General features: G+C 57.2%; 13 protein-coding genes and 1 pseudogene. 7 read left to right on the forward strand and 7 right to left on the reverse strand.

Features of this window, described 5'->3' with window-relative positions; genetic code table 11:
- From AC5S16_RS22885 to AC5S16_RS22900, 4 genes and pseudogenes are all read right to left on the reverse strand, one after another.
- A pseudogene (locus AC5S16_RS22885) lies at positions 1-234 on the reverse strand (IS110 family transposase); the annotation flags it as partial.
- Between the two features lie 225 nt (positions 235-459).
- A complete protein-coding gene (locus AC5S16_RS22890) occupies positions 460-1,077 on the reverse strand; it encodes a cysteine hydrolase family protein (protein ID WP_493932444.1) in 618 nt (205 codons plus the stop codon).
- 13 nt (positions 1,078-1,090) lie between these two features.
- On the reverse strand, positions 1,091-5,605 hold the full coding sequence (locus AC5S16_RS22895; protein ID WP_493932445.1) for a glucoamylase family protein: 4,515 nt from the start codon (positions 5,603-5,605) through the stop codon (positions 1,091-1,093).
- Positions 5,606-5,617: 12 nt separating this feature from the next.
- Positions 5,618-7,441 carry an ABC transporter ATP-binding protein gene (locus tag AC5S16_RS22900; protein WP_493932446.1) on the reverse strand — a complete coding sequence of 608 codons (1,824 nt, stop codon included), beginning with the start codon at positions 7,439-7,441 and terminating at the stop codon, positions 5,618-5,620.
- A 365-nt stretch (positions 7,442-7,806) separates the two neighbouring features.
- Between AC5S16_RS22900 and AC5S16_RS22905 the strand changes: the two genes are divergently transcribed.
- Complete coding sequence (locus AC5S16_RS22905; RefSeq protein WP_493932447.1) at positions 7,807-9,648, forward strand: hypothetical protein; 1,842 nt, start codon at positions 7,807-7,809, stop codon at positions 9,646-9,648.
- Between the two features lie 259 nt (positions 9,649-9,907).
- On the opposite strand, the gene AC5S16_RS22910 is transcribed toward AC5S16_RS22905, so the two are convergent.
- The gene (locus tag AC5S16_RS22910; protein WP_493932448.1) at positions 9,908-11,431 is read right to left on the reverse strand and encodes a glycosyltransferase family 39 protein; all 1,524 of its coding nucleotides are present in this window, start codon (positions 11,429-11,431) and stop codon (positions 9,908-9,910) included.
- A gap of 418 nt (positions 11,432-11,849) precedes the next feature.
- On the opposite strand from AC5S16_RS22910, the gene AC5S16_RS22915 reads away from it, so the two are divergent.
- The 6 genes from AC5S16_RS22915 (at position 11,850) to AC5S16_RS22940 (ending at position 17,384) form a co-directional block, all read left to right on the forward strand.
- Positions 11,850-12,449, forward strand: a complete 600-nt coding sequence (locus tag AC5S16_RS22915; protein WP_493932449.1) for an RNA polymerase sigma factor — start codon at positions 11,850-11,852, stop codon at positions 12,447-12,449.
- Positions 12,450-13,265, forward strand: coding sequence for an anti-sigma factor family protein (locus tag AC5S16_RS22920; protein ID WP_493932450.1), 816 nt, complete (start codon positions 12,450-12,452; stop codon positions 13,263-13,265).
- Positions 13,262-14,131 (forward strand): B-box zinc finger protein, encoded by an 870-nt coding sequence (locus tag AC5S16_RS22925; RefSeq protein ID WP_493932451.1) that lies wholly within the window; start codon positions 13,262-13,264, stop codon positions 14,129-14,131. Before AC5S16_RS22920 ends, AC5S16_RS22925 begins: the two co-directional genes overlap by 4 nt.
- Positions 14,128-14,430: a LiaI-LiaF-like domain-containing protein gene (locus AC5S16_RS22930; protein ID WP_493932452.1), complete on the forward strand. Its 303-nt coding sequence runs from the start codon at positions 14,128-14,130 to the stop codon at positions 14,428-14,430. Before AC5S16_RS22925 ends, AC5S16_RS22930 begins: the two co-directional genes overlap by 4 nt.
- Positions 14,431-14,433: 3 nt before the next feature.
- Complete coding sequence (locus tag AC5S16_RS22935) at positions 14,434-15,978, forward strand: DUF4097 family beta strand repeat-containing protein (RefSeq protein ID WP_493932453.1); 1,545 nt, start codon at positions 14,434-14,436, stop codon at positions 15,976-15,978.
- A gap of 836 nt (positions 15,979-16,814) precedes the next feature.
- The gene (locus tag AC5S16_RS22940; protein ID WP_493932454.1) at positions 16,815-17,384 is read left to right on the forward strand and encodes a Panacea domain-containing protein; all 570 of its coding nucleotides are present in this window, start codon (positions 16,815-16,817) and stop codon (positions 17,382-17,384) included.
- A 630-nt stretch (positions 17,385-18,014) separates the two neighbouring features.
- Here the strand turns inward: AC5S16_RS22940 and cmk are convergent.
- Together cmk and AC5S16_RS22950 are read right to left on the reverse strand one after the other, a co-directional pair.
- Positions 18,015-18,722, reverse strand: coding sequence for a (d)CMP kinase (gene cmk, locus AC5S16_RS22945; RefSeq protein WP_493932455.1), 708 nt, complete (start codon positions 18,720-18,722; stop codon positions 18,015-18,017).
- Positions 18,719-19,330: hypothetical protein (locus tag AC5S16_RS22950; RefSeq protein WP_493932456.1), on the reverse strand; the 612-nt coding region annotated here is incomplete at its 5' end. The genes cmk and AC5S16_RS22950, both read right to left, overlap by 4 nt.

Genomic DNA, 19,330 nt, shown 5'->3' on the forward strand with positions numbered 1-19,330 from the left:
GAACTGCGCCGCAATGAGCCTGACATCGTGGCCCTGCTGCTTCAAGGCTCTTCCGAGGAAATGCGCTCCAGAGCACGCTTCCAGGCCGATCAGCGAAGTCTGCATGTTCGCTGTAAACGCCAGCAGCTGCCTCTGAGTGAACTTTTTCTTCACCAGCATCTTGCCGGAGGTTCCCAGCGCAACAAGGTGAAATGTGGTCTTGCCCAGGTCAATGCCAACCGAACGAATCTGCATATCGATGATCCTCCTCTAACCGCTGCTACCATCCTCCGCCTCAGCGGAGGGTTACGGCGGCGGACCATCTCATTAGTCGGCTTATGGGAAGTGATGCGTGTAGCCTTGGTTCACTTCTTGCTGAGCGTTCATCCGTGTCAGCCTACGATCAAACTAGCGCGTGCATTCCGCGCGACGGCTAAGGCCAGTCTGTGTCAATACATCTGATTTGCTTAAAGGGAGCTTTCACGATTGTTTATTCTTCCTCGACGAGGTGCTGGCGCCGATAAAACTCTCAGACGACAAGACTGACGAGCGTGTAGGGAAGAATCGCTGGATGAGGCAATCGTGAAGCGCTGAGTCCAGGTCAGCGCAACAATCACCGATAACCGCAAGACGGTAATCGGCGTCAGCAGCTTCGATGAGAGTGGAGAGGACGACACCACTGGTCGCAATGCCGCAGAGAATCAATGTATCGATCTCATTGGCGCGAAGGATCATAGCGAGATCCGTGCCGGCGAAGGCACTGATGCGGTGCTTGGTTATAACGATTTCATTGTCATGCGGTGCGATGGTGTCTGGGATCGCTCCGAGCGGTTCCTGGAAAAGTTGCTGGTGCTGCTCCGAGGATTTAATGGCGCCGAAGAGTGCATTTCGGGAACTGATCTCAGGAAGTCCAGGCCGAAAACCTACCTGGATGTGGATTATGGTAATGCCGGTAGCGCGAGCATGATTGAGAACACTTGCGACCCGAGCCAGAAAGGCATCTCTGCCCTCTCGGGTGTAGATGGAAACGATGCCGGCTTGACAATCCATGCTCAATACGGCCGTGTGAGCCGGATCAATCGTGAATGTGTCAGCCATATCAAACTGTCCCTTAGCTGGCTTTCTTCAATGAAGCGTTCTTCACCCGCCGCGGAGCGAACTGGCGATGCTCTGCCTTGAGCGCTGCTTCGCTGATCGGTTTTTCATGCAGCAGCAGCTCCGTGGCCTGCAGTTCGGGGTTGGCGTGGAACCACTCCCTGGTCTTGTCATCGTCGAGCAGGTTCAAAAGCGCCATGAGCGACATGCCCTGGTGGTGCGCCATCCATTCGCGCGCCAGCTGCGGATTTTTGGCTGAATGCATGTAATCGGCAGCTTCATAGAAGCCGAAAGCTCCGACCCATCCCATGCTCGCCATGCGGCGCAGGTTGCGCAGAGACTCGGCCGGGTCGACACCCAGCGCGAGGAAGGTCGAGTAAGGCGAGACGACGGGACCGGCGGTCGCGTCCCACTTGAGCGAGATCTTGGGGATGCCGAAGGCCTGGTAGTGATAGTGGCCGTCGTCCGTCTTGGCGGCATAGCCGGATTCGGAAATGCCCCAGGGAATCCGGTTCTCGCGCCCGAAGGCCTGCTGAATGGCCACCGCGGCGCTGAGCGAGCGCGGCACCAGCGTATCGGGATAGCTGCGCATCCAGAGCGAAGGCATCAGGTATTCGAACATCGTGCCGGTCCAGGAGAGCAGCACCATGCGGCCATAAGCCATAGTGTGCATGCGCGCCATCTTGAACCAGACCTGCTGGGGAAGATCGCCCTTGGCAATCCCGACAAAGGCGGCGATGCGCGCCTCCGATGCCAGCAGGTCGTAGCAGGCCGGGTGCAGCTTCTGTGGCGCAAGATCATAGCCGATCGAGAGCAGCATGCGGCCTTTCTGCAGCAGGAAGGCGAAGTCCATCTCTTCGATCATCTGCCCGGCTTCATTGGAAACAGCCTGTACGCTCCCGGTCAGATTGCACAGGCGCTCTTTGGCCGCAGGCAGCAGCGAGCGAAGTTTCTCTCCGAGAAAGACATTCCCGCCATCTTCATCGCCTGTAGCCCAGGCGCGCGCCAGCCGGGAGCTGAGCTGCTCGGCATAGTCCGCCGCATTTTCAAGAGCGGGGAAGACGGTTTCTTCGCGCAAACCGAGCTGCGGCAAATGGTGAAGCGGCTCGAACTCAGGCAGAAGCCACGGCATATAGTCTTCGAGCAGCGATTGGGCAGCACGCAGACGCACCTGGATTTCCTGGAGCCAGAAGGGATCTTCGCTTTCCGGAACGGAAATCTCAGCCCATGCCGCCGGGTTCGACTGCATGACCCATGCAATCCATGCCTCGATGTCGGTGCTGGTTTCGGGTGGAGAGGTAAATTTTTTCGCAAGGCTGGGAATTTGCGACCGCAGCACCTTCCAGTGAGTGAGAATGCCGCCGAACATCTTCTGCGAGACCAGCGGTTCCTTGAGCAGGAACAAGGCTCCGCTGCGCAGGGTGTAGAGTGACGCCACAAGGTTGCCGCTGTCGACTGAAGAGACAGAAGGATTAGGTCCCAGCAGCTCAAGCGTCTGCGTGTTGTACCAGTTCAGCAGGTGCCCGCGCGATTTCTGCATCCGCGCCATGGTGGCGAAGCTTGAGTGTGTAAGAGAGGCAAACTCCGGCACCGTAAGAAAGCCGAACTCGCAGGCCGCCTGGCGCGCATTGAGCAGCAGGCCGAGGTTCGTGGGCGAGACGCGCGCAGCCTCGAAGAGTCCATCTTCTTCGACGTTGTCGGGTATCAGGTAATTGTGGTTTTTGCCGCCGAACTGGTAGAAGTAGCGCCAGATGCGCAGCGCATGCTCACGCAGGAAGAGGTCGTCGTCCTTGGAGAGTTTGCGGGCCACGTCGCGCGGAGGCTGGTTGAGCCAGTAAGTGATTCCCCCGGAAAAGCCCCAGAGCACCAGGATAGGAGTAGCAATGATCAACGATTTCAAAGAAACCGCCAGCACGATCACGCCGAGAAGAATCGCAAAGAGCGGAATGATGGCAAGGTAGCGGTCTACCGGCGTCAGGCGCCGGGATGTGGTCTCCGCTTCGGCCTGCGCAGCAGTCTCCCACTCAAGCAGGCGCTGCCCGGTGATGAAGCGGCGCACCAGCGAGCGCACAATGGCGTCGACAGCGAGCATCGTCTGGTGCGGAAGGAAAATGAGATTCAGCAAAGCGATGAAGCCGCTCTGCAGGAAGCCCAGGAACGCCTCGCGCACGGCCCCTTCCTGCTCGCTGAAAATGGCGCGGCCCATCGAGAAGAGCAACTGCACGAAGGTCGGCAGAAACATCAGCAGGACCGTCACCAGGGTCCAGTAAAGCGGTCCGCCCGGGAGACCAAGCCATCCGGCAACGAGCAGGACCATGGTCAGAGGCTCAACCAGCGAGCGACGCAGATTATCAAAAATCTTCCACCGCGAAATGGTCGAGATGGGGTTGCGCACGTAGCGGTTCGATTCATCGGGCACGCGCGAGAAGAGCCACTGCACAATCTGCCAGTCGCCGCGCACCCAGCGGTGCTTGCGGCGCGTGTAGGCCGAATAGTGCGACGGATAATCGTCGATAACTTCAATATCCGTAGCCAGCCCCGCGCGGGCATAAGCGCCTTCGATCAGGTCATGGCTCAGCAGAGAGTTGCGCGGGAAGCGGCGATCGAGCACAGCATGCAGCGTCGCGACTTCATAAATGCCCTTGCCGGTGAAGATGCCTTCGCCATAAAGGTCCTGATAAACATCCGAGATGGCGCGGGTATAGACATCGAAGCCCGTCTGCCCGGAATAGAGCGCCGCCAGGCGCGAGCGCGAGGCCGAATGCACGCTGACGCCGACGCGCGGCTGCAGAATGCCGTAGCCTTCCGTCACAATGCGGCGTTCAGGATCGATGATGGCGCGGTTCAGCGGATGGACCATAGCGCCAACCATGGCATGCGCGGCTCCGCGGGGAAGCTGCGTGTCCGAATCGAGAGTGATGATGTACTGGACCTGCTTGAGGATCTCAAGGTTGCCGGTCTTGACCGGGAATGCATCGAAAGCGCCGAGCAGGAATTTGTTCAGGTCCAGCAGCTTGCCGCGCTTGCGCTCCCAGCCCATCCAGACGCCCTGCTTCGCATTGAACAGGCGATGGCGATGCAGCAGCATGAAGGAGCCGTGCTTCGGCGACTTGTAGCGCGCATTCAGGTCGTTGACGAGATTTACAGCCAGATCGACCAGCGGATCGGTGTCGTTCTCGCGCGGCCGCGTGATGGAATCGGGCAGGTCGGTAAGCAGGGCGAAGTGCAGGTTCGGATCCTGGTTGGCGAGGAAGCGCACTTCCAGCTCGCGCACCAGTTCGCGCGTCTGCTTTTCGTTGATAAGTAGCGTTGGAATGACGACCAGCGTCGTATATTCCGCCGGTATGCCGCTGGTGAAGTCAATCTTAGGCAGCGCCCGCGCCTTGAAGAGCGAAGTAACGGTGTTGTTGACGAGATCGATGGCGCCCTGCGTCACGGGCAGCAGCATCAACAGAAACGTGATCACGAGTCCGCTGAAGATAGAGTAAGCAGGGATCAGCGGCAGCAGGATCGCCGCAATCAGAATGACGGTCAGCACCTCGATGGAGCCGATAAAACAGTCATCGGCGTTGCGCTGGATGAACATGCGCACGCGATCCACCAGGTGAGGGTTGTAGCGGATGCGCCGGGCCAGATCGCGAAAGCCCTTGTCGATGAGGTAGTAGCCTACGTGCGCGCGCCGCAGGTAGAGACGCGGATCGGCGATCTGCTCCTGCTGCGCCTTCTTCGCCATTTCAAGAGCAGCAGCAGCCACCTTCAGCTCTGTGCTTTCAGAAAAGCGCGCAATCTCCGAGACGCGCTTGCGATATTGTTCGCGGCTTTCGAAATCCATGTGCTGATAGGCCTGCGCCGGATCCTGCTGCAGCACGGATTCAAAAACAACAAGCTGCTCAATGATCGAAGCCCAGGGAGCAAAGCCTACGTCGCGCACGCTCTGAATGCGCGCGCGCAGCACATCAGCCGAACCCGCGGAGGCGGACTTGGGCGCATGCAGCCGCGCATCGGCCTGGGTGACAACCCACTCCAGCAGCAGCAGCTTGAGCATCGTAGGCAGCGTCCACAGCTCTTCGAGTTCGAGCGCATCGGTCTTCTGCGCCTCGTTCAGAAATGCAAGCAGCGCGTCCGGCGACCAGGTGGAATTCACCGCATCGAGATAAGCCGCTGCGAGCGCCGCCGTGCGTGGCTCCTCGCTGCCGTCGGGCAGCACAATGCGCGGAATGCGCTCCACCTTGCGGCGGATGGAGAAAGCCTCAAGGATTACCGCGCGAAAGAGGCGCGGATTCTCGCGGATTTCCAGCAGCGGATCGGGGCCGGGATTCGGCCCGGGATCATAATTCTCAAGCTCCGTCATCAGCAGATCGAGTGCATCACGCGCGGCCTCCATGCGCGTCGTGAATACACCTTTTCCCTTGGGACGATGCGTGACATGCCAGCCGGCCACTGCGGCGTGTCCGGCGGTGCGCGGGTCCGCGGCGGGAATCTGCTGTTCCTCGTTCGCGGGTTGAGGATTTGTCGATGTCTGTTCTGTCATTGCGTCCTGCATTTATCGGTAGCTTGCGGCCTGCATCTCAAACATTTCAGCGTAACGCCCACCTAAAGCCATGAGCTGTTGATGGTTGCCTTCCTCGACCAGTTGTCCGCCCTCTAAAACTACGATGCGGTCAGCCATGCGTACGGTGGAAAACCGATGGGAGATCAATAGAGCCATTTTGCCTTCCGTCAGCTCGGAAAAGCGTTCGAACACTTCAAGTTCGCTGCGCGCATCCAGCGCCGCGGTAGGCTCATCGAGAATCAGCAACTGCGCATCGCGCAGATAAGCGCGCGCCAGGGCGATCTTCTGCCACTCGCCTCCGGAGAGATCGACTCCGCCCTCAAAACGGCGACCCAGCACCTGGTCGTATCCACCCTGGAGCTTTGCCACGACTCCGGCAGCAAGGCTTTTCTGCGCCGCGCCTTCAATCTCGGCTTCGGTGTGCGGAATCTCGACTCGTCCAATGGAGATGTTTTCGCGCGCAGTCATCTCATAGCGCATGAAATCCTGAAAGATGACCCCGATTTCCTTGTGGAGGTCTTCGAGCGAATATTCGCGCAGGTCTACGCCGTCGAGCAGGATTTGTCCTTCGGTGGGATCGTAGAGCCGCGTGATGAGCTTGACGACCGTGGTCTTGCCCTGGCCGTTTTCCCCGATCAGAGCAATGCGCTCACCTGGACGCAGCGTGAAGTTGAAGTCCTTGAGCACACGCCGTTCTGTTCCCGGATACGCAAACGAGACATTGCGAAATTCAAAGCCCTTCTGGACAGGCCGCGGAGCAGGCAGCGCATTGGGTTTTGTCTGCACCGTGGGCTTCATCTCAAAGAAGCCGATCAGGTCGGTGAGGAACAGCGCCTGGTCGGCAATGCCCGATGCGGTCGAGAAGACCTGCTGCAGGTTCGAGCTCGCCTGCACGATGGCGTTGGTGATGAAGTAGAAGATTCCGATGCTGTAGTAGCCGTGGACCGCCCGCCAGATCACGTAAGCATAAGAACCGTAGTAACCGAGCGTGCTCAAAATGCCGAGCAGTCCGCCGCCGATGAGCTTCTTGCGCGAGAGGGCAATGTTCTCCTTGTAAATCTGCTCGGCGAGCGCGGCGAAGCGGTTCGTCAGGTACTCGTTCAGGTTGAAGAGCTTCAGCTCTTTCGCGGCTTCCTTGCTTCCGCCTACCTGGCGCAGATAATCCATGAGGCGCTTGGCCGTAGTCTGGCGGAAGTTCTTGGCATATCCAAGAAAAGCGAAGTGTGTCTCTCCCAGAAACGATGGCACTACGCCAAGCGCAAGCAGCAGGAGCAGCCAGGGCGAGTAGTAGAGCAGTGTCCCGGTGAAGACGACAGTGGTGATGATCTGCTGAAAGAGGCGTCCAAGCTGCTGGATGAGCACCAGGCGATCGGTGGCCTGTACGCGCGCGCGTTCCAGGCGGTCATAGTAAACCGGGTTTTCGTATGTCGTCAGATCAAGCTGCGCCGCCTGGCGCATCACTTCGATGCTGACGTAATGGGTATAGCGGTCGGCAAGCAGGGCGTCGAAGTAATCAATCGTTCGGGTGAGAAGGCCGTTGATGACAGCCAGCGTTACCTCCAGTCCGACGATCCACCAGAAATGGTCAGGCAGGGCCTGATGGCGGAGAACATGCTCGACGCCGTTGATGATCCAGGCCGCAACGCGGGCAATGGCCCAGGGCATGAGGGCCACAAAAACGCGCAGAATCAGACCCCAGGTCACGACAGATGGGCCGGAGTCCCAAAGAATCTTCAGAACGGGAGGCACATTTTTCAGCGCGCGAATCCGGTCGCCCCAGGCATTCTGTGGACTTTGGTCTTGATTCTGATTCATAGATAAAGGGTTACGTGGTACACCCGTCGCCCTGGCGTGCAAATGCAGGCTCATCCGGGGTTAAGATTTTTTATTTTTTGATGCAAATCACTGCTGGGATGTTGTTTAGCGAGAATTTCACCCTTTTACAAGTCATTCAGTTTCAGGTACGTTAAGGGGCGTTTTCGCAGTCTATTAACATTGCATTCTCCTTTCTTTAACGCTGGCTTGGGAAGCTGGAATCGGACTCTTGCCGGCCCATACAGTCTAAGATGTGCGTTTTCTGCGTTTGAAGGTACGTTTATACACGTTCTGAACGTCAGCGCACAGAGGCGAAGGGTATGGCAGGAGCAGGAACGAACCCCAAAGTTGTGAAGAGAGGCCAAATGAAAACGAATTTGAAGGCGCTGGCAAGCCTGGCGCTTGCATCGGCATTGGTTGCCGGGCATGCGCAAACCGCTTCCACCAGCAAGACCCATCGGGCGAGAAAAGCGCCTCAGAAGTCGTCGGTGGAGTCGCAGATTGAATCGCTTCGCCAGGAAATGAATTCCCAGAGTTCTCAGATCCAGACGCTGAGGCAGCAGCTTTCTGACCGCGATGCCCAGCTGCAGCAGGCGCAGCAGGCGGCACAGCAGGCGCAGCAGGCTGCAACCGCTGCGCAACAGGCTGCGCAGTCACAGCAGACAGCTGTGAGCGAGAATACGCAGGCTGTCACCAGTCTGCAGGGCTCGGTTTCCGATCTGAAGACGAACACGCAGTCAATCGTCTCCACCGTGCAGGACCAGCAGGCACAGTTCAAGAAGAAGATCGAGAACCCTGATGCCATCAACTACAAGGGCATCACGATTTCGCCGCAGGGCAGCTTCATTGAAGCCGCGACCGTCTATCGGAACCGCGCAACCGGCTCTGACATCAACACCCCTTTCAATTCCATTCCTTTTGAGGGCGCGGACAACGCCGCAATGGGCGAATTTTTCGGCACTGGCCGCCAGTCCCGTCTGGCTATAACGGCAGAAGGCAAGCTGGACGACTGGACGCTGCGCGGCTACTACGAAATGGACTGGCTGGGCACCGGTGTTACCTCGAACAACAACCAGAGCAACAGCTACGTGATGCGCCAGCGCCAGTTGTGGGCACAGGCTGAAGCGAACAGCGGCTGGATCTTCACCGCCGGACAGATGTGGTCGCTGGCAGCGGAGAACAGAACAGGAATCCTGAACAAGACCGAGCTGCTGCCGCAGAACATCGACCCGCAGTATAACGTCGGCTTTGTATGGGCGCGTCAATACGGAGCCCGCGTGGTAAAGAGCTTCATGAACAAGCAGCTCTGGGCCGGCTTCTCGGTGGAAAACCCGCAAACCCTCACCCCGAGCTGCGCGGCTCAAGGAACCACAACCTCCGGCACGGCTCTCGCCTGCCCCACGAACTACCTCATCGGCTCGGCCGGAACAGGCGGTGGTTTGTATAACGGTGGTGGTGCGCCAGGAGCGAGCTCCTCTGCACCGCTGGCGACTTACTCCTACAACCTTGCTCCCGATCTTCTTGCCAAGGTCGTTTTTGAGCCCAAGCATTGGGGACACTATGAACTCTTCGGTGTGGCGCGCTTCTTCCGTGATCGCGTGTATCCGACCGGTGGAACCCCTTACAACGATTCCATGCTCGGTGGCGGCGTAGGCGGCAGTATGTACATCCCGGCCACCAAGTACTTCGATTTTGGATTCAGCGGATTGTACGGCGATGGCGCAGGCCGTTATGGTTCTTCAACGCTGCCTGACACGACCGTCCGTCCGGATGGTCAGCTTGCCCTGTTGCACAATTACGCCGCTCTGGGCACAGCGGTCTTCCACGGTTCCCCCCGCCTGGACGTTTACTTTCATGGCGGCGTTGAGGGTGATCTCCGCAGAGTCTTTGCCACGCAGAATGGCGCCATCGGCTATGGGCTCTATGGCACCAACGACAGCGGCTGCGGTATTGAGCTTGCTCCAGGTTCCTCGCCGCAGGCTGGTTATCAGCCAACCGCTCCGGCTAACTGCGGCAGTCCGACCAAGAACATCCAGGAATACACCCTGGGCTACTGGTACGACTTCTACCGCGGACCGAAGGGCCGCTTCCGTCAGGGTCTTCAGTACAGCTACTTTGAGCGCTATGGCTGGTCTGGACTGGGCGGACTCGCCCCGAAGGGCAACGACAATATCTTCGAGACCTCCTTCCGCTACTACCTGCCGTAAGTTAATCCTGCTTCACAACAGAAAGGGCATCCATTCGGATGCCCTTTTGATTTCCATGTAGGCATTAACCTGTCATTCTGACGACCATCGGGAGGAAGAATCCATGCGATGATTTTCGCATTGAATCAACTGGACGTTTTCTCACAATGCTTTGTCCTGAGCGCCAGCATGAGGCTCGAACAATGATAAGAATGGCGATTACTGACAAGGCTGCATCTACACGATTGATATAAAAGGCTGCAGAAAACAGTAAGCCAGCCTATTTCCCTGCATTAGCTGCTGCTTCTTCGGCCACCTCATAGTTCCTCTTTTCCGCCGGCAGGGGAACCAGCTTGTACAGGATCAACACGTTGCGGTCGTCATCGTCGAAAGCAGGGAAGCGGGCGACACGGTGCAGTGAGTATTGCGTTTCAAGGTCTTCGAGTGTTCCCGGATCGAGCTCGTTCCAGGCGGCATACCAGCCAGGCTGGTAGGTATGGATGCGATAGGCAAGGTCAGTCGTCCCGAAATCATCGCAGATGGACGGCAAATGCGTGAGCAGAGTGATGTTCGCTCCGCTGACCGAGAGCAGCAGCCGGTTGCCGTTGGGATGATGGTCGATATAGCGCGTCACCCCGCGGGCAGCGTTGATAAATGTATATTCCGGATGACGCACGAAATGGCCCGTCAGGCGCAGATTCAGCCCAAGACTCAAGACAATGACAGCCAGTGCGGCGCCGCCCATCCAGCGCTGCCGCTTCCATAACGCCGCCGACCCGACACACACGGCGAGAATCAAAGGAAAGGCGACCACCTGGTAGTAGCGCGGCTGCATATTGTTGTGCCATCCGGTAAAGAAGATGTAGCCCGATGCGGCAAGCAGCGAAGCGACGAACACCGGATTCTTCCACAGCTCGCGCAAAAGAAAGAACGACAGAATCAGCAGCGCTGCGGCAAGAATGGCGAGCGGCTTGTCGATCCAGAGCGAGCCGTGAATGGCATACCAGAACGCCCCGATCCATCCGCCGATAGTCTTCGGCTGATCCCACTTATTCGCATCGAAGAGATAGTGATAATCGGAAAGATACCGCGGGTGCACTACGAGGAAGTAATACGCGCTCCAGGGAACAGCTGCCGCCGCTGCGATGATCGAAGAAGACCTGACAAAGTCGCGGAAACGATACTCCTCGGCATACCAGAGCAGATAGAGCGTCGCCGGAATGAGAAAAATCGCCGTGGTCTTGGTGAGAATCTCAAGGCACAGCAGCAGCCCGATCCCGATCAGCGCATACCGTCTGGGTGCAGTACGGTCTTTGGGCAGCTTCAGGATAAGCAGCCATGAGAGCAGCATCCAGAAGATGAGCAGCGGCTCAAGGATGGCAAGCCGGCTGAAAGCATAAAGAAATGCGCTTGCCGCCGCCAGAGTCGCCGCTGTCAGCGCGATCCACCGGTTCTGCTGCGTTCGTACCAGCAGATATGTGAGCGCCAGATTCCCCGCAAAGACCAGCAACACGAGGATGCGCGCAGCGACAATACTGACTCCCGTAAAGTGGAAGACAATGCCTTCAAGAAGAGGCCAGACTGGCAGGGCCACTGCGGGGTTAAAGTCCCCCGGCACACGCCAGAGCCCAGTCAGAAAGTATCGGATGGCGGCGCTGCCGTACCAGCCCTCGTCTGTATATTTCGAGTAATCCATCCACGGCGAAAAATTGGGAAAATCAGCGCGTAGATGCAGGAAATGGACCCCGTAGAGCAGGGTAATCGATGCGATCCAGAGAATTGTAAGCGTGCGTGACCACTTCATTTTCCGTGCCGGGATATCCTGACCCAAGAATTTGTGAAAGCTCTGGGGGCTCTCTTTTTTATATATGAAGGGTTCGACGGAGGTCTGGAGGCCTTTGGTTGCTCCCGATCGGTTCAGGATCCCATTTAGTCTCCACCTGGCGGGCCGATGCGTTAAACTGCTGAAAACTTGTGCAAACAACTCATTCTTCAGGGTACGGAACTGATTCTCCCTCAAGTGCGTATTCTCTTGCATGAGCGCAGCCGGCACCATAACGTGGAATGGATGGGGGGCCACCCGCGCCGGGATTAGAACCGGAGCGAGGCCCGCAGCCCAGGCCGGAGCAGGGTCCGGGGCGGCGGCGCGGTCCGTAAACCCCCAGGGTGCACCAGCTGCGAGCGGAACACGCCGTCTGTACGAAAGAGCCGGGGAGAGGCATTTGGAAGTTGATTGGCAAGCGGTCGTGCAGCGGTGCCTCGACGGTGATTCGCTGGCATGGACGGAGCTGGTAAAAGCCCACCATCGGCGCGTGTATGGGCTCTGCTATCGCTTCACCGGTTCGGCGCACGATGCCGAGGACCTGACGCAGGAAGTTTTTCTCAAGATTTACGGCAACCTGGCGACGTTCGATCTCGCCCGAGGCAGCTTCCAGACCTGGATCACGACTCTGACTAGAAATCTGCTCGTCGATCACTTCCGCCGCTCGAAGCAGCAGCGCGTCACCGATTCCATGGACGCCGGCTGGGATGGCGAAGAGCAGCAGCAGGGCAGTCCGCTGGCGGACCGGTTGTCTGATCCGCGGCCCACGCCGCATGAGCATGCTGCCAGGAAAGAATTAGAAAAAATGGTGCAGCAGGCGCTGACGCGAGTCTCGCCTGAACTGCGCGAAGCAGTGATACTGCGCGATCTGCAGGACATGGACTACAAAGAAATCGCGCAGATTTTACGTATTCCTGAAGGGACCGTGAAGTCGCGTATCAGCCGCGGACGGGCGGAACTGGCGCGTCTTCTCGATCGTAGTGGAAGGCAGGTGGTTTAGATGTCTGAGCGTAATCCATTCCGGCAGAACAAAGGAGGCCCGCTCGATTGTGAAGAGTGGGAAGCCCTGCTGGCAGATGCTCTTGATGGGACTCTGACGGCTGAGGACCAGGCCGTCTTTACCGTCCACGGCAACGATTGCGCGGTTTGCGCAGAGATGCTGGCGCAGGCAAAGCGGGGACAGGAATGGATGCAGTTCCTGCATGAAGAGCCTCCAGCCCCGGGCGATCTGGTCACGAAGATTCTCGGCAAAACCAGCGGCGCGTCGCTGCCGCAGCTCGCCGTAGCCGGCGGCCCGGTGCAGCCCGTGGCCCCGCACATTGCCCAGGCCGCCATGCAGCGCGCTTTTCGCGATTCGCGCCTGCTGATGACCGTGGCCATGGCTTTCTTCTCGATCGCGCTGACGCTGAACATGATCGGCGTGAATCTGAGAGAAGTGCGCCTGGCCGACCTGAAGCCTTCAGCGGTGCAGACGAATCTTACACGGCAGTTCTATCGCGTCCAGGCTCAGGTAGTGAGCTCTTACGAGAATCTGCGCTGGGTCTACGAGCTCGAGTCGAAGGTGCGCCAGTTGCGCCAGGACACGGAAACAGAACAGCAGAAGCAGCAGCCGCGCAAGGACAATAAGCCGTCGGGCAAGAGCGGCGGGAAGGATGTTGTAGTTCCGCCGGCGGTGTTGCAAGGCAAAACAGTGCTGGCCAGCGTAGAGGTCCTGGGCCCCGTTCAGGATGACAGATCTTGCGATGAAAGTTCAGAGGTAAATGAATTGGTTGTCAGAAGTAAAGAAGCAGACCAGGCAGAAAGGAGCTTGGTATGAACTGCGCGAATCATCCTGAATCCCCGGTTGCGGCCTACTGCCAGAATTGCGGCAAGCCGCTTTGCTCGGAATGCGTGCGCTCGATTTCGGGTGTGATCTATTGCGAACAGTGCCTGGCGGCGAAGCTCGGAATGAGCGGAGCAGCGGCGGGTACAGCGTACAACGTTTCGGGAACAACGCAGGGCGGCGTGAACTATAACGTCAGCGGTGTCGTTCCAGCTGACGATGCGCCGAATCCCGGTCTCGCTGCTCTTCTCGGGTTTATTCCGGGAGTGGGCGCCATGTACAACGGCCAGTTCATCAAGGCGCTCATCCACGTGCTGGTCTTCGTCGTGCTCATCGGCATCACGGACGAGCATGGCATCTTCGGCGTCTTTATCGCCGCATGGGTCTTCTACCAGGTCTTTGACGCGCACCAGACCGCCAAAGCCAGACGCGATGGCATGCCGCTGCCTGATCCCTTTGGGCTGAATGAGCTGGGCCAGAGAATTGGCATTCCTAACCGGCCTTATCCTCCTGCCGGAGCCGCAGGCGCGCCGCCCGCAGCCGGTCCTGCACAGGCTGCCTATGCTGCCCCGCCACCGCCGCCTCCAGCCGGATATGGATACGAGCAGGTGCCGCCGGTTCCTCCTGTGCCTCCTGTTCCGCCGGACATGCCCGGATCATTGGGCCGCCGTCCTGAGCCGGTGGGCGCGATCGTGCTGATCATCGTGGGCATGCTCTTCCTCTTCAGCACGCTGGGCATTTTCCGCTTCGACTGGGTCGGGCATGGGTGGCCCATCATTGTGATTGCGGTTGGTCTATGGCTGCTGGTGCGGCGGATGCGCGAAACCCCGCCTCCTCCGCCTGCGGGAGGTGTGCAATGAACCAGTACATCTTTCTGCAGCGCATCACCGGTCCGGCCATGCTGCTCACCTTCGGCGTCACAGCGCTGCTCGATCAATGGAATATTTTGAGCTTCGGCAGAAGCTGGCCGCTCTATCTCATCGTTCTTGGCGTGCTCAAGCTGGCGCAGCGCGCCGCGCTGGCAACAGCAGAGCCGCCTCAATATCCGCCGGCCGCCTATCCTGCGCCTGTGCCTCCCGGGGCTCCGGGCGCTGCCTCCACGGCCCTGGTTCCTACGGATGATGTAACCAGGCAAAGTAATTCCGGGGAGGGCAGGTAGACCATGGCAGCCGCACCTCCGCCTTACAGTCCCCGCGATTCCCGCCAGCAATGGAAAGACTATGCGCGCGCACAAAAACAAGCCGCGCATGCGCAGAGATTCTACTGGCGCTATTACCGCCGGCCATCTGTAGCCGGGCCGCTGATCCTGGTAGCTGTAGGCATCGTTGCCCTGCTGCTTGAAACAGGCCGGCTGAGCGCGCCGCGTTTCTGGGGATGGTACGCGCAATGGTGGCCGATGCTGCTCATCGGCATCGGACTGGTCCTGCTGCTCGAATACTTTCTTGACCGCAACAGCCCATACGCCGGACGGCGATCGGTGGGCGGCTTCGGGTTCGTCATCCTCCTGATTTTGCTGGCAGGGTGGGGAACACACGCAGCGCGTATGTGGGGGCCTCTGAGCGATCAGTTCCGCGACGGCGATGATTTCTGGACCATGATGGGCGAAGAGCACGACAACGACGTCGAAATGAACGAAACCATTGCTTCCACCGCATCCGTCCAGATACAGAACCCGCGCGGAGACGTCACCATCACCGTATCGCCCGACAGCCAAATGCACGTAAAGGCGCATCAGGTAGTGCACTCCTCGTCCGATGACGACGCGCGCAAGACCTTCGACTCTGTGAAGCCGAAGGTGATCAACTCCGGTTCGAGCGCAGTGCTCACTGTGGAGGGCCGTAACAATGCGCGCGTCGACCTCACCGTGCAGCTGCCCGCTGGCGCAACTTCCGTAGTCAATGCCGGCCGCGGCGACGTAACCGTTGAGGGACTGAAAGCGACCTCAGACGTGACCTCGAGCCATGGCGATGTGAAATTCGACAACATGGGCGCAAATATCCACGCCCGCATGGACCACGGCGACTTCTCTGCGCATCAGGTCACAGGCGACATCACTGTCGACGGTCATGTGAGCGACGTAACGCTCTCCGAAATTAAAGGCAATGTCACCCTCGACGGCGAGTTCTTCGGCGATACACACATCGAGCAGGCGAATTCTGCAATCCACTTCCACTCCAGCCGCACCGACCTCTCCATTCCGAAACTCCAGGGCGAGATGACCATGGATTCAGGCGACCTGAGCCTGACGCAGGCCGTCGGCCCGGTACGTGTGGTGACTCGATCGAAAAACATTGACCTGGCGCAGCTCTCCGGCGATGCTCACGTCGAGAACAACAACGGCGACATCACCATAACCACGACAAACCCATTGGGCAACATCCAGATATCGAACCGCAGCGGCGACATCTCCGTTACCGTGCCGGAAAACACAAACTTTACTGTGAGCGCTTCGAATGCGGACGGCGATCTGACCGCTGACTTCCCCATCAATATCAGCAGCTCAAACGGACGCAAATCCGCAGAAGGGCAGGTAGGCAAAGGCGGCCCGCACCTGGAGCTTTCCACAAACCACGGCGACATTGCCCTGCGCAAAGGCGGTCCGGCAGAAGCAGCGCCTCCTGCGCCGCCCAAGCCCCCGGAGCCTCCAGCCGAACCAAAACATCTGCGAGCCCCGAAAGGCGCCGACGAGAACCCAACCGAACAGTAGCATGTATTACGGCAAGCAGGTACTACGGCATCAGCAAGCAGCACAAATGTGTCATCCTGAGCGTAGTCGAAGGACCGCCACGAACAAAGTTCGTGGGAGGCCTTGCAAAGCAAGGCGGGATATTGCTCAACCAGGAATCCAAAGGGTAGCGGGATCTGTCGGTGCCCGGGTTCGCGAATCGGGGTGAGAAGCTAACCTGGAGGCAGTTAAACTCTGTGTTCTCCGTGTCCTCTGTGGTGAAAGATTTCCTCAGCAGATTTCCAGTGAGTGAACTCCGCGCCCACACCCTGTCCTGAGCGATGCCGAAGAGCGGTGGAAACATCTCTTGTCAAGCCCCCAGGCTCACCGCAAATCCCCTAACCAGCACAATCCAAAGCACATACAGTCCAAAAAAACTTGGCATACTGTTTCGCTGAATTTGCTATCCTGAAAGTAGAGGAAGAATTCAGAAGAAACGTCCCCTAGAGGGGCGTTTCTCATTTTGCGCGGGTAGAAATATACTGGCTAACTCAATCAAAACCCCATTTAAAATCATATAGGTATCAAAATAAGAAGGAATAAAGAAGATTCCAAGCAAGAAGAAGAAGAAGAAGGAAAAGGCCGATAAGCTAAAGAAGTCCCCAAAGGCCCTAGATAGAGTTTCATTAATGGACTTTCCTGTGTAAAACTCGCTACTATTGCGAAAAACCTCGACGATTTTACTAGCGCAATTATGTCTTATCAGTAAAGATGGTTTTAAACCTTGGGAAATGAACTTCCATTCTGAAATGTATTAAACCGAATGGAGGCCAAAAATGGCTCAAAAGCATCAAAACCCTTAAGGAAAAATTTCTGTAATGCTTAGATATCACTCAAATGGCGAAAAAGTAGTGAACATGATTGCCTACTTTGCCAAACGTTGCCCTTATGCAACGAAAATGAAAATTAGTAAGTTAATGTATTACTCCGACAAAACTCACCTAAATCGCTATGGCCGCCCAATCAGCGGAGATACCTATATACGAATGAAATTTGGTCCTGTGCCAAGTATGGGACTGAACTTGATGCGCCATACAGCATATTTTGAAGATGTATCAGAGTTGTTTGATAAGAAAATCGAAGTAAAGGGTATAGATGTAAAGCCTATTGAAGAATTTGATAGGAATGTCTTCTCCCGCTCTGATATGACCGTCATGGATGAGGTAATTGAATCCTTGGGCAAAATGTCAGCGGAAAAACTAAGCGATTTATCGCATGAAGAGGCTGCTTGGAACAAGGCGGAGATGAATCGGAAAATAGATTTTGAACTTCTATTTGATACAACTCCTGAGAGTCAGCACATGCTTGAACTTTTACAGAAGGAAAATCTCTCTGAAGGACAGCATGAAATTGAATGTGCATCCGATTTAGCTCGTCGCTATAAGTAAATCTCAAAAATGGCGACTTCTACGCTGTCTGCTCTCCCTCCGTCTGGGTCTGTTATCCACATCAAAAATTTTGTGGGAATGGGACATTCGCCCGCAAATAAATTTGCGTATGTCCTAGGCCCCACTCACGATGGGGGAGCACTCTTTTTTCTTATTTCATCACAAGACTTATTCTCAGACACATCTAGGTAGAGAAACTGTACACATACCACATGGAACTTGCAATTCACTCAAAAGCCCAAATGGTTCTTGGATTCAGTGTTTTCATAATGTTGTGTACTGGAGTGGCGAACAGTTTTGGACAGCACGACAATCAGGGCAAGTTACATTAGAAAGTCAACTTCACCTTAGTTTCTTAGCTAAAGTACGAGAGGTGGTCTTGGATTCTAATGTTCTTATGCAGCGTGGAATAGATGAATGTCTTGCAGTCATAGATACTATTTTGGGAGCAGATTGATTAGTTGCTCAAAGGTTATTCCGGCTAGGCTAATCGAGTATATTTTCACCCCTCAAAATGGGGCATCCTCTAAATATTTGAAAACACTGTAGTAGTGCACAAGCAATAGAAGAATCAATAGGATAGCAGGGGGTAACCCCCTCGTAAGTCATTGAAAATAAATAAAACAATTGCTACATAGGGGGGAGGGGGGGACCCTCCTGGAGAACGGCGAGCCGGGCCGAGACCAGCGCCTCGATGGTAGAGACCACTGCCTCCAGTGTCATATGAGTGGAGTCGATGACCGTAGCATCCGGCGCAGGCCTCAGAGGAGACTGGGCCCGGGTGCGGTCGCGCTCATCGCGCTCGCGAATCTGCTTCAGCACAGCTTCCTGTGAACCGCTATTCCCGGATTGAACATAACGGCGTTCGCTGCGCGCCTCAGGCGAAGCGTCAAGAAAGACCTTGAGGTCGGCATGGGGGAAGACGACCGTGCCGATGTCGCGCCCCTCCATCACAATCCCGCCCCTGGCTCCGAGCTCGCGCTGCTGGTCAACCATCCAGCGGCGGATCGCCGGATGCACGCTGACCTGCGACGCTGCCTGCGTCACATCCGGCTGGCGGATGCGCCGCGTGACATCGGTCGCATCGAGCAGGACGCGATTGCCCGACGGTGTCGGTTCGAGTGCAATGTTGGTGCTGGCGGCAAGCTGCTCCAGTGCCGCGTCATTGGTCGGATCGATGCCCTGTTCGAGAGCCTTGAGAGCAAAGGCGCGGTACATCGCTCCAGTCTCGAGGTTCAGCAGTCCAAAACGGCTGGCGAGGCGGGAGGCAACAGTGCTCTTGCCCGCGCCTGCAGGGCCGTCAATGGCGATGATGAGAGAACACCGTCCTTCGCTCATTCTCCGGAGTCGTCCTTTCGCTTACTACGCTTCTTGAACGGTGGCTTATTGCCCGGACGTGGCGAAAACTTTTTACCTGGCTTGGACGCGCCGAGCTTTCCACTTGGCTTCTGGCCAAACTTCGCGCCTGGTTTCGGGCCGAATTTCCCTCCGGATTTCGGCCCGAACTTGGGCTTCGCACCAAATTTGGAAGGGCCGCGTTTCGGCTTATCGAATTGCTGCCTCGTCTCCGAACCAGGCTTCGAAGAGAATTTCTTCGGGCCGGATTTTGGCCGGAATTCACCACCCTGTCTGGAGAAAGGTTTTCTCTCGCGGTCGTCACCGGTTCGTCTTTCTCGGCGCTCGGGTCGGGAAAACTCTCTGCGCTCCTCACCAGATCTTGAGGGGAATTTCTTCGGACCAGATCTCGGTCTGAATTCACCGCTCTGCCTGGAGAAGGGTTTTCTCTCGCGGTCGTCACCGGTTCGTCTTTCTCGGCGCTCGGGTCGAGAAAACTCTCTGCGCTCCTCGCCGGATCTTGAGGGGAATTTCTTCGGACCGGATCTCGGTCTGAATTCACCACCCTGCTGCCTGGAGAAGGGTCTTCTCTCGCGGTCGTCACCGGTTCG

The sequence above is a fragment of the Acidobacterium sp. FHG110202_01 genome, from assembly GCF_059115305.1.

Coding starts and splice junctions, on each gene's coding strand:
- AC5S16_RS22910 (WP_493932448.1), bottom strand. CDS start 11,431: ATGAAGTGGTCACGCACGCTTACAATTCTCTGGATCGCATCGATTACC.
- AC5S16_RS22930 (WP_493932452.1), top strand. CDS start 14,128: ATGAACCAGTACATCTTTCTGCAGCGCATCACCGGTCCGGCCATGCTG.
- AC5S16_RS22935 (WP_493932453.1), top strand. CDS start 14,434: ATGGCAGCCGCACCTCCGCCTTACAGTCCCCGCGATTCCCGCCAGCAA.
- AC5S16_RS22925 (WP_493932451.1), top strand. CDS start 13,262: ATGAACTGCGCGAATCATCCTGAATCCCCGGTTGCGGCCTACTGCCAG.
- AC5S16_RS22895 (WP_493932445.1), bottom strand. CDS start 5,605: ATGACAGAACAGACATCGACAAATCCTCAACCCGCGAACGAGGAACAG.
- AC5S16_RS22920 (WP_493932450.1), top strand. CDS start 12,450: ATGTCTGAGCGTAATCCATTCCGGCAGAACAAAGGAGGCCCGCTCGAT.
- AC5S16_RS22940 (WP_493932454.1), top strand. CDS start 16,815: ATGCTTAGATATCACTCAAATGGCGAAAAAGTAGTGAACATGATTGCC.
- cmk (WP_493932455.1), bottom strand. CDS start 18,722: ATGAGCGAAGGACGGTGTTCTCTCATCATCGCCATTGACGGCCCTGCA.
- AC5S16_RS22890 (WP_493932444.1), bottom strand. CDS start 1,077: ATGGCTGACACATTCACGATTGATCCGGCTCACACGGCCGTATTGAGC.
- AC5S16_RS22905 (WP_493932447.1), top strand. CDS start 7,807: ATGAAAACGAATTTGAAGGCGCTGGCAAGCCTGGCGCTTGCATCGGCA.
- AC5S16_RS22900 (WP_493932446.1), bottom strand. CDS start 7,441: ATGAATCAGAATCAAGACCAAAGTCCACAGAATGCCTGGGGCGACCGG.